A 14,518-nucleotide genomic window follows, 5' to 3' on the forward strand; every position below is an offset into this window, starting at 1 on the left:
CGAGCGGCGGGCCCGGGGTCGACGAAGCGGCCGGCGGCGGCCGGCATGCCGGCCGGGCCGCCGGTCCGGCCGCCACCCGCGACGGCGGCCGCGGCCGGAGCAACGGGGGGCACCGGCGCCCCCGTTCCGACGGACCCGGTGCGGCAGGGCTGCGCCGCACCGCCTTCGGTGCGGCGGGCCTGATCTGCGTGGTCCTCGGTACCTCGATGGCGTTCAACAGCACCCGCACCCCGGTGGTGCGGGTGGAGACCTCGGCCCGCGAGGCCACCGGCCCGGCGGCCACCGCCCCGGCCACCTCCCCGACCGCCGCCCCGGGCGCCCCCACGTCCGCCGCACCCCGGAAGCCCTTCGCGGCGTCCGCGCCGACCCGCCTCCTCGTCCCGGCGGCGGGCGTCGACGCCCCGGTGCCCGGCCTCGGCCTGAACGCGGACGGGACGGTCGAGGTGCCGACCGTGGCCCGGGCCGACGAGGCCGGCTGGTACCGCAACGGCCCGACGCCGGGGGAGAACGGACCCGCCGTCCTGATCGGGCACTACGACACCGCGAACGGCCCGGCGGTCTTCCACAAACTGCCGAAGCTGCGGCCCGGAGACCTGATCCAGGTGCGGCGGGAGGACGGCAGCACGGTGGACTTCCGGGTCCGTTCGCTGCTCCAGGCGGCCAAGGACCGGTTCCCGACCGAGGCGGTCTACGGCGACACGGCAGCACCCGAGCTGCGACTGATCACCTGCGGCGGCCGGATCGGCGCGGACGGCCACTGGACGGACAACATCATCGTCGTGGCGGACCTGGCCGACCCGGCGGGTCCGGCCGGCTGACGGCGCCGTCCGGCGCACCGGGACAATGATCACCACGACGGACCGGCACGCGGGCCGCCGCGCTTCGACGGCCCGCGTGCCGGCGGCGGCCGTTGCCGTCGCACCCCGCCCGGCGGCCCGCAAGCCGCCGGGCGGAACCGCCGACCGCCGCCCCGGCGACCTACCACCGGCGACCTGCCACCGGGGACGAACCGGCGCATCGCCGCAGACCGCGCCGGACCGGACCGCGCCGGACCGGGCCAGACCAGGAGAAGAGAACCGACCGTGGCAGCACCGCCTCCACCTCGCCGCAGCCGGTTCGGCGCCGCACCACGGGCCGCCCTGGCCGCCCTCCTCGCCGTCCTCGCGCTCACCCTGCCGGTCGGCTGCGCCGCCCCCGGCGGCCTGCGCGACCACGGCGCGGCCCAGCCGGTGACGCCGCCCCCGGTGCCGCAGCCGCTCTGGCCCGGTCTGGCCACGGTGCCGCCGCCGACCGCGCCCGCGGCAGGCACGGGCCAGGCCCCGGAGCCGCCGCCCCAGCCCGTCCCGGACGTCACCGCCGCCGGGCGGGACATCATGTCCGTCGACGTCCACGGCCTGCTCGCGAAGGACCCCGGGGTGAGCCAGGACGAGCAGCGGGCCCTCAGCGCCTGTCCGGCCTGCGAGCTCCGCAGCCCCGAGTACCGCGACCTCACCGGTGACGGGCGCCCCGAGCTGATCCTCGCCGTCGGCACGGCGGGCACCGCCGGGCCGGTGGTCCTGCACGTCTACACCCTGACCGGCGAGGGCCTCGTGCCCGTCCTGCGGGTGCAGGCGCTGGCGAGGTTCAGCGCGGAGACCGTCGGTACGGACCTGCGGCTGCACGAGTCGACCAGCGTGTGGGTCCGGACCACCAGTCACTACCGCTGGGACGGCGTGCGCCTCGTCCTGGTGGAGCAGACGAGCCAGGACCTCGGTCCCGTGCCCACGCCGTCCAGGCAGCCCACCCCGGAGCGGCAGGTGCAACCGACGGTGGGACCGGTCGTCAAACCTCCCGTGACGCCCTCCGCCCCGGGGCCGGCCCCCTCCGCGCTCACCCCGACCGCGCGGCCCACGGCGGATTCCGGTGCGGCGCCGGCCTCCCCGCGTGCCGGTGCCACTCCGCCCGTGCCGGTACCCGCCCAGCCCGTCCGTCCGACGACCCCCGCGGCTCCCCCGGAGGCCAAGCCTTGAACCGCGCAGCGCCCACCCACCCGCACATCCTGATCGTCGAGGACGACGAGGTGATCCGGGAGGCGACCCGGATGGCCCTGGAACGCTACGGCTTCCCCGTCTCCACGGCCGCGGACGGCCTGGAGGGGCTGGAGGTGTTCCACGCCGTCCGCCCCGACCTGCTGCTGCTGGACGTGATGCTGCCGCTGCTCGACGGCGTCGGCCTCTGCCGGCGGATCCGGGAGGAGAGCCAGCTGCCGATCCTGATGATGTCGGCGCGCACCGACCCGGTGGACGTGGTGTCCGGCCTGGAGGCGGGTGCGGACGACTACGTGGTCAAGCCGTTCGAGAGCGCCGTGCTGGTGGCGCGGATCCGTACCGTGCTGCGCCGGATCCGGGTCGTCCCGGCCACGGAGGCCCCGGCGGCCCCCGCCGCGCCCGTCACCGGCCCCGACGCGTCCGTAGCCGCACCCGCCGCACCCGCCGCACCGGCAGCACCCGCCGCCGCGCCGGCCGCCGCAGCCGCCGCCCCGGCGCCGAGGGCTGCCGTCCGCAGCTTCGACGGCATGGAGGTGGACACCGACTCCATGGAGGTCCGGGTCAACGGCCGGCTGGTCCCGCTGACCCCGACCGAACTGCGGCTGCTGCTGGAGTTCACCGCCGCGCCCGGCATCGTGCTGGAGCGGTCGAGCCTGCTGGAGCGGGTGTGGGACTACGAGTGGGGCGCCGACACCCGCGTCGTCGACGTCCACGTGCAGCGGCTGCGCGCCAAGATCGGCGGCGGGCGGATCGAGACGGTCCGCGGCTTCGGCTACAAGTTCCGGCGTCCCGAATGACGCTGCGCCGACAGATCGCGACCGCCGTCGCCGCCATCTCCGTCCTGGTCGCGGTGGCGGTCGGGCTGCTGGTCCACCAGGCGATGGTCCGTCAGCACGTCGACCAGGCCCGCCGTTCGGCGCTCACCGCGCTCGACTCGGCCCTCGCGTCCTACAAGCGCGGCGAGCCGGTCGGCGGCGGCACCGCGCTGGACGACCCGGCGACGCCGGACCGGCTGCGCGCCCTCGCGGCGGCCGGCCGGCACGGCTCGCAGCTGGCGGCCGGACCGCAGGGCGGCGAGTCGATGTGGGCGGCGGGAGGCGTCCACGGCGGGGTGCTCTCCGTCCGGGTCGACTTCACGCAGGACCGGCGGGCGATCGCCGACCTGGACCGGATCATCCTGATCACCGTCGTCGCCTCGGTCTTCACGACGGTGCTGGTCGGGGTGCTGGTCGCGGACCGGATCAGCCGGCGGCTGCGGACGGCGGCGACCGCTGCCCGGGGCATCGCCGCCGGGCGCACGGACACCCGGATCGGGGAGCTGGTCGACGGACGCGACGAGGTCGCCGACCTGGCGGCGGCCGTCGACCTGATGTCGCGGGCCCTGCACCGCCGGCTGGAGGACGAGCAGCGGTTCACCGCAGACGTCGCCCACGAGCTGCGGACCCCGCTGACCGGGCTGGTCACCGCGGCCGAACTGCTGCCGCCCGGCCGCCCCACCCAGCTCGTCCGGAACCGGGTCCAGGCACTGCGCTCGCTGGTGGAGGACCTGCTGGAGGTGTCCCGGCTGGACGCGGACGCCGAGACGCCGGACCTGTCGGCCGTGCCGCTGGAACGGGCGGTGCGCCGCACCGTCACGCTCACCGGCCTGGACGTGGCGGTCGAGTTGACGGACACGGCGGCCGGCGCGTCGGTGCGCACCGACCTGCGCCGGCTGGACCGCATCCTGGGCAACCTGCTGGTGAACGCCGACCGGCACGGCGGCGGCACGGTCCGGCTGCACGTCGACGGTTCGCGGATCACCGTCCGCGACCACGGACCGGGCTTCCCGGACGAACTGCTCAGGGACGGGCCGCAGCGCTTCCGCACCAGCGTGCGCGAGCGGGGGAAGGGGCACGGTCTCGGCCTGACGATCGCCCGGGGCCACGCCCGCGTGATCGGCGCGGAGCTGACGTTCGCCAACCACCCCGACGGCGGGGCGGTGGCGACCCTGGTCCTGCCGCCGGCGACCGCACCCGACCGGGACGGGGAGCCCGAGCCCGGGTCGGCAGGGCAGCGGCAGGGGGCCTGAACCCGCCAGGTCGGCGGCCACCATCACCCCGACGGGGCGGCCCCGGAGGCTCGCTGGAGTGCGCCTTCCGGCTCGGCCGCACCGGGACCGCTAGCTGATCCGTCATGGAGAACGGCACCGACCTCTACGGCCCCGCGCTCGGCTCCCCCCGCCACTGAGCCGGCGGAGCCAGGGGGAGCCGGGCGGAGCCGGGGGAGCCGGGGGGAGCCCGGCACGGTGAGGCGCGGGAGGGGCTCGGGACAGCTCCGGGAGGGGCTCCGGCAGGGCTCGGAAGAATTCTTCGCACCCACTGCAACCACTTCGCGCCCCACACGTCTTAGGTGATGTGAGGCCGGAAGAGCCACTCCCCCCAGGCGGGGTGAGGGCCGCTCGTGGGCGAATCAGTCCTCGTGAGCCGGTCGAGCCACTCAACGCATCCAGTCGCTGCGGCGTCGACGCTGTCCTCGGCATGCCCGCAGACCACGTGTTCCAGGGGGGAACCATGTCCAGCACCATCCCGGTCCGACGCTCACGCCGTACCCTCGCCGTCGCCGCGGCGGTCGCCGCCCTGGCCGGCTCGCTCATGCTTCCTGCGCAGGCCGCCTTCGCCGACAGCCCCGACTACGTCAAGGGCGCGAAGCTGTCCGTCCAGGCGCCGGCCGTCATCGGATTCGGCGGGCAGCCGGTGAGGTTCACCGAGAGCGTCACCAACACCGGCGAGAGGGCCACCAACTTCAAGCTCAACCTGCTGGTGACCGCTGCGGTGGGCGCGCCGCAGCACTCCCTCACGATCGACTACAAGGACCCGGCGAGCGGTGCGTGGAAGCCGGTCGAGATGGCGTACCACCACGGGGAGAACGGCACCTCCTACGACGGAACGGTCAGCGGCATCACCGTGGCCGTCGGCAAGACGGTCAAGGTCGACCTGCGCATCGGCGCCCCCGTGGACCGGCCGAACGACGGCGGGAGCAACGCCGGCTTCCAGTCCCTCAAGCTGCGCTCCGCCGTGGGCTGGGGGCAGTCGGGGGTCCTGCTGGCCGAGAACTTCAGCACGATCAAGGTCGCCACCCCCACCTCTTCGCTGGCCCACGTGCCCGCCACGGCGGTGGCCGGCGGCGCGCCGATCGAGTTCGACGCTGTCCTGTCCAACTCCACGCCGTCCTCCTACGTCGGTCTCGGCAGCGCGCTCTTCGTCGGTGACCACGCCACCGTGCAGGTGCGCAGGGCGGACGGGACGTGGACCACGCCGACGAAGGTGTCCGGCGGACTCCCGGGGGACCCGCCCGGCGTCTACCTCCAGGGTCGCGATGCCACCGTCGGCGCCGGGAAGACCACGGTGACCAAGGTGCGCGTCTCGTACGACAGGAGCACGCCGCCGGGGGTCGCGACGCTCAACCCGTGCCTCTTCGTCAATGCGGGCTCCCCGTTCCGCGGAACCGCCCGGTGCGGCAAGGCGGCCACCGTCAAGGTCGTCGCCCCGGGCACGGGCACCTCCGGCGCGGGCACCTCCACCCCGGCGCCGACCAAGTCCCCGACCAAGGCGCCTGCCAAGTCGGCCACCCCGGCTCCGACCAAGGCGGCGCCCGCCAAGCCCGCCACCCCGGCCCCGGGCAAGGAAGCCCCGGGCAAGGACGTCTCGGTGAAGAGCCCGGCACCGACCGCCTCCGCGTCCCCCACCGCGGCTGCCGCCGCGCCGGGGACCGCCGCCCCGACCGCGCCGGTCGACGGTGAACTCGCCGCCACCGGCTCCGGGTCCACCCTGGTCCCGGCTGCCGCCGCCACGGCGCTCGCCGCGCTCGGCGCCGGTGCGCTGCTCCTCGCCCGCCGCCTGCGCCGCCAGGCCTGAGCCGCCGGCCGACCCGTGCCCGCCCCGTCACCGACGGGGCGGGCACGGGCTCTTGCGGGGCCGGGGGAGCGGCGGAGGCGGGGCGTCAGACCGTGTCGAGTGACGGTGCGTCGAGTGACGGTGCGAGGACGGCGAAGGCCCGGTCGGTCAGGGCGGTCGGATCCGCGGTGCCGTCGCTCTCGCTCCAGCGCTCCAGTACCGCGCCGAAGGCGGTGAGCGCCATCCCCGCGGCGAGGCGCGGGTAGAGGTCGGTGCGGGCGTCGAGTCCGAGCCGTACCGCCAGCTCCTCCGTCAACTCGTCGCGCCAGTGGTCCTGGTGTTCCAGGAGCCGGGCGAGCAGGGCCGGCGTGCGCAGGATCAGCTGGACGACCCGCAGCGCCCGGTCCCCGCGGTCGCCGCAGTGGGCGAGCGGGGCGCCGACCGCCGCGCGCAGCGCCGCCGAGGGGCGCTCGTCGGCCGGTCGGGCCGCCAGGCCCTCGCGGATGCCGGTGCCCAGATCGGCCAGGAACCGGACGACCACGTCCTCCTTGGACGCGAAGTACCGGAAGAACGTCCGCTTGGACACGCCGGCGTCGGTCGCGATGTCGTCCACGGTGACGGCGTCGAACCCCCGGGCCGTCAGCAGCTGGAACGCGGCCTCGGTGAGCTCGTCCACGACGAGCTGCCGCTTGCGCTGGGCCAGGCTGACGGCGGGGCGGGAGGTCATGCCGTGATGGTACGGCATGTCACCGGCGGCACCAAGACGCGATCCGTTACCAAGTGACGTAATGACACCAGGGCGCGCCTTGACACTCGGTGACGCCGAAGCCAGCATGTGTCACATGACAGGGGAACCGGAAGGACGTCCGGAGTCGGTGTCGGAGCGGCCGAGGCCGCAGCAGCAGCAAGGGCGGTGGGGCGCCGTGGACATCCCGGACCAGACCGGCCGGGTCTTCGTGGTCACCGGAGCCAACGGCGGTCTCGGGCTGGCGACCACCAGGGCACTGGTCCGCAGGGGAGGGCACGTCGTCCTCGCCGTGCGGGACGAGGAGAAGGGACGCAGGGCGGCGGACGCGGTCGTCGCCGGCCTGCTCGCCGAGAGCGCGGACACCCCCGACACGGCCTGGGACGTCACCGACACCCGGGCACTGGAGGCCCGGCTCGAAGTCCGCCGCCTCGACCTGGCCGACCTCGACGCCGTCCGGGCCTTCGCCCGGGGGCTGCGCGCCGACCGTCCGAGGCTGGACGTGCTCGTCAACAACGCGGGCGTGATGGCCCCGCCCCGGACGCTCAGTGCCCAGGGCCACGAGCTGCAGTTCGCCGCCAACCACCTCGGCCACTTCGCGCTCACCGGGCTGCTGCTCGGCGCGCTGGCGGCAGCGCCCGACCCCCGCGTGGTCACCGTCAGCTCGGTCAACCACCGCAAGGGGCGCATCCGCTTCGACGACCTCGACGGTGCCCGCGCCTACGCGCCGATGGCGTTCTACGACCAGTCGAAGTTCGCCAACGCGGTGCACGCCCGGGAACTGCACCGGAGGCTGGTCGCCGCAGGCAGCCCGGTCCGCAGCCTGCTGGCCCACCCCGGCTACGCCGCCACCGGTCTCCAGACCGGCGCGCCGACCGGCCTCGTCCGGCTGCTCTTCGGCCGGATCCTCCGGCCGCTCGCCCAGACGGCGGCCGACGGCGCACTGCCGCAGCTGTACGCGGCGACCGCCCCGGACGTGCGGGGTGGTGAGTTCCTCGGCCCGGACGGGCGCGGCGAGCTGCGCGGCGCCCCGGTCCGCGTCCCGTTGGCCCCGGCGGCGGCCGATCCCGGGACCGGCCGCCGCCTCTGGGCGCTGTCGGAGGAACTGACCGGGGTGCGGTACGGGCTTCCGGCCTGACCGCGCCGCCGCCCGGTCCGTCAGGCGGGCTGCGCCACCGTCACCGCCGGCTCGTGCCGGACCGGGAAGTTCACCGAGTTGGCGATGTAACAGGCCCGGTGCGCGTCGGCGTGCAGGGCGAGTGCCTTCTCCGTCATCCCCTTCTCGGCGACCTCGACCCGGGGGTGCAGCACCGCCTCGGTGAAGTGGCCTCCTTCGGCGGTCTCGGCCATCGTGCCGGTCGGGCGGTCGGTGTACGCGGTGACCACGACGCCGTTCACCGCGCACAGGTGCAGGTACCAGAGCAGGTGGCACTGGGAGATCGAGGCGAGGAGCAGCTGCTCGGGGTTCCACCGGGTCGGGTCGCCCCGGAAGGCGGGGTCGGAGGAGCCGGGGATGGGCGGGCGCCCGTCCGCCGCGACCTCGTGGTCCCGGCGGTAGGAGCGGTAGTCGCTGGTGCCGGTGCCCTGGTTGCCGGTCCAGGTGATCTCGGCGGTGTAGGTGTGCAGCTTGGCCATCGGGTGCCTCTCCGAGCGGAGGTCGGTGGGGATTCCGGCACCCAGTCAACAACAGCCCCCGGCGGTCCCGTTCGGCAGGGACCCGCGACCGCGGGCCGGTGACCCGTCGCCCGTCGCCCGTCGCCCGGCCCGGACGCGCGGTCCCCGGGCCGGGGTCCGGCCGGCCGTGTGCGCCGGACCCCGGCCGTGGTCGCCGCCGCTGCCCGGTCCGGCCTCACCTCTTGCGCCGGGCGCGGCTCCGCCGGAGCCACCGTCGGAGCCGCACGGGCGGCGCGTCGGGCGGGGGCGGCGATCACTTGGTGCGGCAGTGGTCCTCCTGAACGGTCCTCCTGAACGGTCCTCCGGACGGGTGCGCGCGGGTGCGCGCGGCCACGGCCTCACTCGACGGTGACGTCCACCTCCATCCGGTCCGCCCCGGGTGTGCCGGAGACGGCGAGGGTGACGCCGCTCCAGGTCCCGTCGGGCAGGTCCAGCGGCGGCTTGGTGTTCTCCCCGATGCTGGAGTTGTCGAGCGACGGGTAGAGGTCGTCCGCGTCGCCGCGTTCGTCCGCGCCGAAGATCTTCGCCAGGTCACGCCGGCCGTCGGCCTGGAGGAGCTCGATGGCGAGCCGGCGCTCGTCGTTGACGTTGTCGATGGCCTCGTCGACGACGTAGGCCGCGATGCCCTCGTCGGGCAGGAACTCGTCCTGGCCGCTCTGGCGGCGGTACTCGACGACGATGTACTGGCTCTCCCGCATCCGCCCCGGGTTCGGGTTGCGGACGAACAGCGAGTCGCCGCCTTCGGCGACGGGCCGCAGGGAGATGCCCGCGGTGGTGCCGTCGATCTCCTGCGGGGTGGCCCAGCCGTGGAACATCCGGAGCATGCTGTTCGGGTAGACCGGGGTGGTGCCCTTGTTGCCCCAGGAGCCGCCCGCCATCAGGCAGTAGTTCCCGAGACCGTTGGAGACGGTGGTGGTGACGCGTCCGGTGTCGTAGAAGTCGGCCCAGCGGGCGGCCAGGTGGCCCCATTCGTGGGCGCAGACGCCGACCTTGCAGTCCTCGGGGACGGTCAGGAACGTCTGCACCCGCAGGTTCGGTGCGACCTTCACCCCGTTCTCGCCGGGCGGGTTCCACTTGAGGCTCCACAGGTTGCCCGGCTGGTCGGACTCCCGGAGCTCCTCGGCCCCGCGGCCCGCGTGGACGATGAACAGCGCGGTGACGAGGCCCTCGTCGAGGGCGTCGAAGCCGCCGGTGAAGTCGATGCCCTCCCGGAGCGCGATGTCGAGGGTGTCCGCGGCCATGCCCTGGGCGTTCCCGGGCGGGTCGCCCATGCCGGACCGGTTGTCGGCGTAGAAGGAGAGCGGGTGCGGCAGGCGGAACCAGCCGTGCACCTCGCCCTGGACGTCGATGCCGTGCGCGGTCGGGCGGGCGGGGTCGAAGCCGCTGATCCGCCGGTAGTAGTCGCGCATCGAGCCGGTGGCGAAGGTGCCCGCGCCGAAGAGCAGCTGCTCGAAGTGTTCGACGGTGTGGGCGGGGTCGTGCGGCCGGTCGGGGAAGTCGACCAGGAGGACGAGGGTGCGGATCTCGCCCTTGAGCTTCCTGGACGGACGGGTGATCAACTGGGCCCCGGTGCTGGGACCGGGGCGGACGGCCCCGTCGTCGAGGCCGATGAGGTTCTCGCCGCGGCGCTGGGAGCGCCAGACGTAGTAGTACTGCTCGAAGGTGATGTCCTGCGGCAGCCGGCGGGTCCTGATCAGCTCCCGGTAGTGGGCACGGAGGGCGGCGAGGGCGTCGGGTGACATCGGCACCGGGCAGGGGTGGTGGTCGTCGAGGGAATGGTGGGGGCGGTGATGCAGCGGGGTTAAGGTGTGACGCATAGTGACGGCTCCTTAGAGCCTGTTCACCCCGCGGGGGCGTGTTCGGCGCCCCGCCGAGTGGGCGGTCGCCGGCAATCGGTCGGCTCGCCGAGTGGGTCGGGTCTGGCCGGTACCGGTCGCGAATGGGGCGATATGTGGTTATCAGTCCCTATTTTGACGCCCCGGGCGGTGAAAGCACCAGGGTCGAAGGGGGGTCGGTTCCCCTCAGTTCGCCCGGTGGGCCGCCGCGGCGGCCGCGAACGAGGCGGCGAGCTGCGGAGATCCCGCCCAGTGCAGATGCAGATACGAAGCGTGAACGTTTCCGGCCGCGAACCCCTCCGTGCGCGGGCCGGTCGGCAACCGCCAGCCCCAGGCGGCCCGTTCGCCGGCCCCCGGCTCGCAGACGGTCCGGTGGAACTCGTGCCCGCGCACCCGGGTGCCGGTCGGTGCGAGCGGCGAGTCGTGCAGCGCCACCGCCTCCCGGTACCCGAGGGTCAGCCGCTCGGTCATCCGGGCCGCGGTGTCCAGCACGCCGCACATCGGCAGGCCGTCCAACTCGCGGCCGAGGTAGAGCAGTCCGGCGCACTCGGCGGCGACCGGCCCGCCCGAGGCGGCGAACGCGGCGATCGCGGAACGGAGTTGCCCGTTCGCGCTGAGTTCCCGGACGTACAGTTCGGGGAACCCGCCGCCGATCACCAGGCCCGCCGTGCCCTCCGGCAGCCCGTCGGCGTGCAGCGGGTCGAACGGGACCACCTCGGCGCCGGCGGCGGTCAGCAGCTCGGTGTTCTCCGCGTACGAGAAGGAGAACGCGGCGCCGCCGGCCACCGCGATCCGCGGCGCCCCCGCCCGCGGCGCCCCGGCCACCGGAACGCCCGCCGCCACGAGCTCGGCCATCTCCGCGGCGGGGTCCCACGGCTCGGCGTCCAGCGGCGGCGCGGTCCGCGCCAGCGCCAGCACCGCGTCCAGGTCCACCGAGGCGGCGACCAGCTCGCCCATGTCGGCGACCGCCCGGAGTGCCTCCGCCGAGCGCTCCACGGCCGGGATCAGGCCGAGGTGGCGGGACGGCGTGGCGACCGCCGCCGAGCGCCGGACCGAGCCCAGCACCGGCACGCCCGAGCCCTCCTCCAGGGCCTCGCGCAGCAGCTGCTCGTGCCGGTCGGAGGCGACCCGGTTGAGGATCACCCCGGCCAGTCGGACCTCCGGGTCCCAGGACGCGAAGCCGTGCACCAGCGCGGCCACCGACCGGGACTGCGACGAGGCGTCCACCACCAGCACCACCGGTGCCCGCAGCAGCTTGGCGACGTGCGCGGTGGACGCCAGCTCGCCGCGCCCCGAGGCGCCGTCGTACAGGCCCATCACGCCCTCGACCACCGCCACGTCCGCACCGGCCGCGCCGTGCAGGAAGAGCGGCGCGATCCGTTCCGGCCCGCACATGAACGCGTCCAGGTTGCGGCCCGGCCGCCCGGCCGCCAGCCCGTGGTAGCCCGGGTCGATGTAGTCCGGGCCGACCTTGTGGGGGGAGACGGCCAGCCCGCGCGCGGCGAGTGCCGCGATCAGGCCGGTGGCGACGGTGGTCTTGCCGGCGCCGGAGGACGGCGCCGCGACGACGAGACGGGGGATGTTCACGTTCAGGGTTTCCGGTCTACCACTCGATACCGCGCTGGCCCTTGCGGCCGGCGTCCATGGGGTGCTTGACCTTGGTCATCTCGGTGACCAGGTCGGCGAAGCCGGTGAGCGCCTCGGGCGCGTACCGGCCGGTGACGACGACGTGCTGGCTGCCCGGGCGGTCCTTCAGGACGGCCACCACCTCCTCCGGGTCCACCCAGCCCCAGTGCATCGGGTAGGTGAACTCGTCCAGCACGTAGAAGCGGTAGGTCTCGGCGGCGAGGTCGCGCTTGACCTGCTCCCAGCCCTCCTTGGCCGCCGCCTCGCTGTCCATCTCCATCTCGGAGGAGCGCTGGATCCAGGACCAGCCGGAGCCCATCTTGTGCCAGTCGACCGTGCCGCCCTCGCCGGAGGCGCCGAGCACGCGCAACGCGTTCTCCTCGCCGACCTTCCACTTGGCGGACTTCACGAACTGGAACACCCCGACCGACCAGCCCTGGTTCCAGGCGCGCAGCGCCATGCCGAAGGCCGCGGTGGACTTGCCCTTGCCGGGGCCGGTGTGGACGGCGGTGATCGGCATCGTACGGCGCTGGCGGGTCGTCAGGCCGTCGTCGGGGACACTCTCGGGAACACCCTTGGGCATGTCGGCTCAGGCCGCCTTTCGCGTAGTGGTGGTGGGGCGGTTGTCGCGGACGAGGGAGGCCACGCCCTCGGCCCGCAGCTCGTCCAGGGTCACGGCGGTGGCGCGGAGCCGTGCGGCCAGCGTGCGGGCCAGGCCGAGCCGGACCGGTCCGGACTCGCAGTCCAGCACCACGCTCGCCACGCCCTGCCCGGCCAGCAGCCCGGCCGCCCGGTGCGACTGCGCGACGGCGTCGCGGGCGCCGGTGGCCCGGCCGTCGGTGACCACGACCAGCAGCGGGCGGCGGTCGGGGTCGCGCAGCCGCTCGACCCGCAGCACCTCGTGGGCGCGGAGCAGCCCGGCGGCCAGGGGGGTCCGGCCGCCGGTGGGCAGGGTCTCCAGCCGGGCCGCGCCGACCTCGACCGAGGAGGTGGGCGGCAGCGCCAGTTCGGCGGACCCGCCCCGGAAGGTGATCATGCCGATCTTGTCCCGGCGCTGGTAGGCGTCCATCAGCAGGGACAGCACCGCACCCTTGACGGCGGTCATCCGCTGCCGGGCCGCCATCGAGCCGGAGGCGTCGACCACGAACAGCACCAGGTTGGACTCCCGTCCCTGGCGGACCTGTTCGCGGAAGTCGTCCTTGTGCAGCACCAGGGCGCGGGACGCCCGGCCGCGCGCCACCTGGTGCGGTGCGGCGGCCCGCAGGGTGGCGCTCAGGTGCAGCCGGGCCAGCCGGCCCTGCGGGCGGCGGGACCTGATGGTGTGGCCGCCGTCGGTCTCGGCGGGGGAGCGGCGGCCCTGTGCGCCGCGCCCGGTGCCGTCGACGGCGAACAGCCGGGTCCGGTACGGGTCGCCGGCCGCGACGGGCGCCGACTCCCGGGCGGGGGAGGGGTGCTGGGCCGGGACGGGCTGCGGGAGTGCCGGGTCCTCGTCGGGGGAGGTGGCGTCGGCGCCGGCGGGCGGGCCGTCCGGGCCGGTCGGCTCGGGGGCGCCGCCACCGCCGTCGGGGCCGGGTCCGTCGCCCTCGGGGCCGTCCGGGCCGTCCCCGGGGTCCGGGTCGGGGTCCTCGTCCGACTCCCGGGCCTCGGCCCGCCCCTCCGCGAGGGCCTCCTCCTCGTCCTGCCGGGCCTGCTCCTCGCGGGCCTCTTCCTGCTCCTGCCGGGCCTGCTCCTCCAGCGTCCGGTCCAGCAGCTCCTCGTCCAGCCCGGGCGCGTCGAAGGGGTTGCGCCGGCGCCGGTGCGGCAGCGCCAGCTGCGCGGCCTTGCGGACGTCCTCCTCCAGCACCTCGGTGCGCCCGGACCAGGCGGCCAGCGCGACGGCGGTGCGCGCCATCACGATGTCCGCGCGCAGCCCGTCCACCTCGAACGCGGCGCAGACGGCGGTGATCCGGCGGAGTGCCGCGTCGGTCAGCTCCACCTTCGGCAGCAGCTTCCGGGCGGTGGTGATCCGCAGGGCGAGCGCCCGCTCGTCCTCCTCGAACCGGTCGGCGAAGCCCGCCGGGTCGGCGTCGTAGGCGAGGCGGCGGCGCACGACCTCGGCCCGCTCCACCGGCTCCCGGGTGGCGGCGATCTCGACGGTCAGGCCGAACCGGTCGAGCAGCTGCGGCCGCAGCTCGCCCTCCTCCGGGTTCATCGTGCCGACCAGCAGGAACCGGGCCGCGTGCCGCACCGAGACGCCCTCGCGCTCGACGTACGAGCGGCCCATCGCGGCGGCGTCCAGCAGCAGGTCCACCACGTGGTCCTGGAGCAGGTTGACCTCGTCGATGTAGAGCACGCCGCGGTGCGCCTGCGCCAGCAGGCCCGGCTCGTACGCCTTGACGCCCTCGGCGAGCGCCCGCTCCAGGTCCAGCGAGCCGACGATCCGGTCCTCGGAGACGCCGACCGGCAGCTCGACCAGCCGGGCCGGTCGCGAGGACGCCCCGGCGCCGGCGTGCGCGCCGTCCGGGCACTGCGGGTCGGGCGCGGCCGGGTCGCAGGCGAAGCGGCAGCCGTCGACGGTGGCGATGGACGGCAGCAGGCCGGCCAGCGCGCGCACCATGGTCGACTTGGCGGTGCCCTTCTCGCCGCGGACGAGCACCCCGCCGACCGCCGGCGAGACCGCGTTGAGCAGCAGCCCGAGCCGTAGGTCGGCCATGCCGACGATCGCGGTGAACGGGTAGCGGACGTCACTCATGATTCTCG

General features: G+C 75.2%; 12 protein-coding genes. 6 read left to right on the top strand and 6 right to left on the bottom strand.

The features are described 5' to 3' along the window. From PUR56_RS17070 to PUR56_RS17090, 5 genes are all read left to right on the top strand, one after another. A partial coding sequence (locus PUR56_RS17070; RefSeq protein WP_329949559.1) for a class F sortase occupies positions 1 to 818 on the top strand: 818 nt, incomplete at its 5' end. 264 nt (positions 819 to 1,082) lie between these two features. Then, complete coding sequence (locus PUR56_RS17075) at positions 1,083 to 2,009, top strand: hypothetical protein (RefSeq protein WP_329949560.1); 927 nt, start codon at positions 1,083 to 1,085, stop codon at positions 2,007 to 2,009. Positions 2,010 to 2,080: 71 nt separating this feature from the next. Next, on the top strand, positions 2,081 to 2,824 hold the full coding sequence (locus PUR56_RS17080; protein WP_329949601.1) for a response regulator transcription factor: 744 nt from the start codon (positions 2,081 to 2,083) through the stop codon (positions 2,822 to 2,824). Continuing rightward, complete coding sequence (locus PUR56_RS17085) at positions 2,821 to 4,095, top strand: sensor histidine kinase (RefSeq protein WP_329949561.1); 1,275 nt, start codon at positions 2,821 to 2,823, stop codon at positions 4,093 to 4,095. Before PUR56_RS17080 ends, PUR56_RS17085 begins: the two co-directional genes overlap by 4 nt. A 481-nt stretch (positions 4,096 to 4,576) precedes the next feature. Next, positions 4,577 to 5,920, top strand: coding sequence for a hypothetical protein (locus PUR56_RS17090; RefSeq protein WP_329949562.1), 1,344 nt, complete (start codon positions 4,577 to 4,579; stop codon positions 5,918 to 5,920). A gap of 85 nt (positions 5,921 to 6,005) precedes the next feature. On the opposite strand, the gene PUR56_RS17095 is transcribed toward PUR56_RS17090, so the two are convergent. Continuing rightward, positions 6,006 to 6,626: an acyl-CoA-like ligand-binding transcription factor gene (locus PUR56_RS17095; RefSeq protein WP_329949563.1), complete on the bottom strand. Its 621-nt coding sequence runs from the start codon at positions 6,624 to 6,626 to the stop codon at positions 6,006 to 6,008. Positions 6,627 to 6,741: 115 nt separating this feature from the next. Between PUR56_RS17095 and PUR56_RS17100 the strand changes: the two genes are divergently transcribed. Next, positions 6,742 to 7,782, top strand: coding sequence for an oxidoreductase (locus PUR56_RS17100; RefSeq protein ID WP_329949564.1), 1,041 nt, complete (start codon positions 6,742 to 6,744; stop codon positions 7,780 to 7,782). 20 nt (positions 7,783 to 7,802) lie between these two features. On the opposite strand, the gene PUR56_RS17105 is transcribed toward PUR56_RS17100, so the two are convergent. The 5 genes from PUR56_RS17105 to PUR56_RS17125 form a co-directional block, all read right to left on the bottom strand. Continuing rightward, on the bottom strand, positions 7,803 to 8,279 hold the full coding sequence (locus PUR56_RS17105; RefSeq protein WP_329883390.1) for an OsmC family protein: 477 nt from the start codon (positions 8,277 to 8,279) through the stop codon (positions 7,803 to 7,805). A gap of 377 nt (positions 8,280 to 8,656) precedes the next feature. Continuing rightward, the gene (locus tag PUR56_RS17110; protein WP_329949565.1) at positions 8,657 to 10,135 is read right to left on the bottom strand and encodes a M6 family metalloprotease domain-containing protein; all 1,479 of its coding nucleotides are present in this window, start codon (positions 10,133 to 10,135) and stop codon (positions 8,657 to 8,659) included. 204 nt (positions 10,136 to 10,339) lie between these two features. Further along, complete coding sequence (locus PUR56_RS17115; protein WP_329949566.1) at positions 10,340 to 11,740, bottom strand: cobyrinate a,c-diamide synthase; 1,401 nt, start codon at positions 11,738 to 11,740, stop codon at positions 10,340 to 10,342. Positions 11,741 to 11,756: 16 nt separating this feature from the next. Continuing rightward, entirely contained in the window at positions 11,757 to 12,362 is a 606-nt protein-coding gene (gene cobO, locus PUR56_RS17120; RefSeq protein WP_329883393.1) for a cob(I)yrinic acid a,c-diamide adenosyltransferase, read from the bottom strand. Positions 12,363 to 12,368: 6 nt separating this feature from the next. After that, positions 12,369 to 14,510 (bottom strand): putative cobaltochelatase, encoded by a 2,142-nt coding sequence (locus PUR56_RS17125; protein WP_329949567.1) that lies wholly within the window; start codon positions 14,508 to 14,510, stop codon positions 12,369 to 12,371. Between the last annotated feature and the right edge of the window lie 8 nt (positions 14,511 to 14,518).

The organism is Streptomyces sp. BE303, from assembly GCF_036290945.1.
Taxonomy (GTDB): Bacteria; Actinomycetota; Actinomycetes; order Streptomycetales; family Streptomycetaceae; genus Kitasatospora.

What these genes read in the sequence shown, in the direction of transcription:
- PUR56_RS17100 (WP_329949564.1), top strand. Translation starts at nt 6,742, where the DNA reads ATGACAGGGGAACCGGAAGGACGTCCGGAGTCGGTGTCGGAGCGGCCG.
- PUR56_RS17095 (WP_329949563.1), bottom strand. Translation starts at nt 6,626, where the DNA reads ATGACCTCCCGCCCCGCCGTCAGCCTGGCCCAGCGCAAGCGGCAGCTC.
- PUR56_RS17080 (WP_329949601.1), top strand. Translation starts at nt 2,081, where the DNA reads ATGGCCCTGGAACGCTACGGCTTCCCCGTCTCCACGGCCGCGGACGGC.
- PUR56_RS17125 (WP_329949567.1), bottom strand. Translation starts at nt 14,510, where the DNA reads ATGAGTGACGTCCGCTACCCGTTCACCGCGATCGTCGGCATGGCCGAC.
- PUR56_RS17110 (WP_329949565.1), bottom strand. Translation starts at nt 10,135, where the DNA reads ATGCGTCACACCTTAACCCCGCTGCATCACCGCCCCCACCATTCCCTC.
- cobO (WP_329883393.1), bottom strand. Translation starts at nt 12,362, where the DNA reads ATGCCCAAGGGTGTTCCCGAGAGTGTCCCCGACGACGGCCTGACGACC.
- PUR56_RS17090 (WP_329949562.1), top strand. Translation starts at nt 4,577, where the DNA reads ATGTCCAGCACCATCCCGGTCCGACGCTCACGCCGTACCCTCGCCGTC.
- PUR56_RS17105 (WP_329883390.1), bottom strand. Translation starts at nt 8,279, where the DNA reads ATGGCCAAGCTGCACACCTACACCGCCGAGATCACCTGGACCGGCAAC.
- PUR56_RS17085 (WP_329949561.1), top strand. Translation starts at nt 2,821, where the DNA reads ATGACGCTGCGCCGACAGATCGCGACCGCCGTCGCCGCCATCTCCGTC.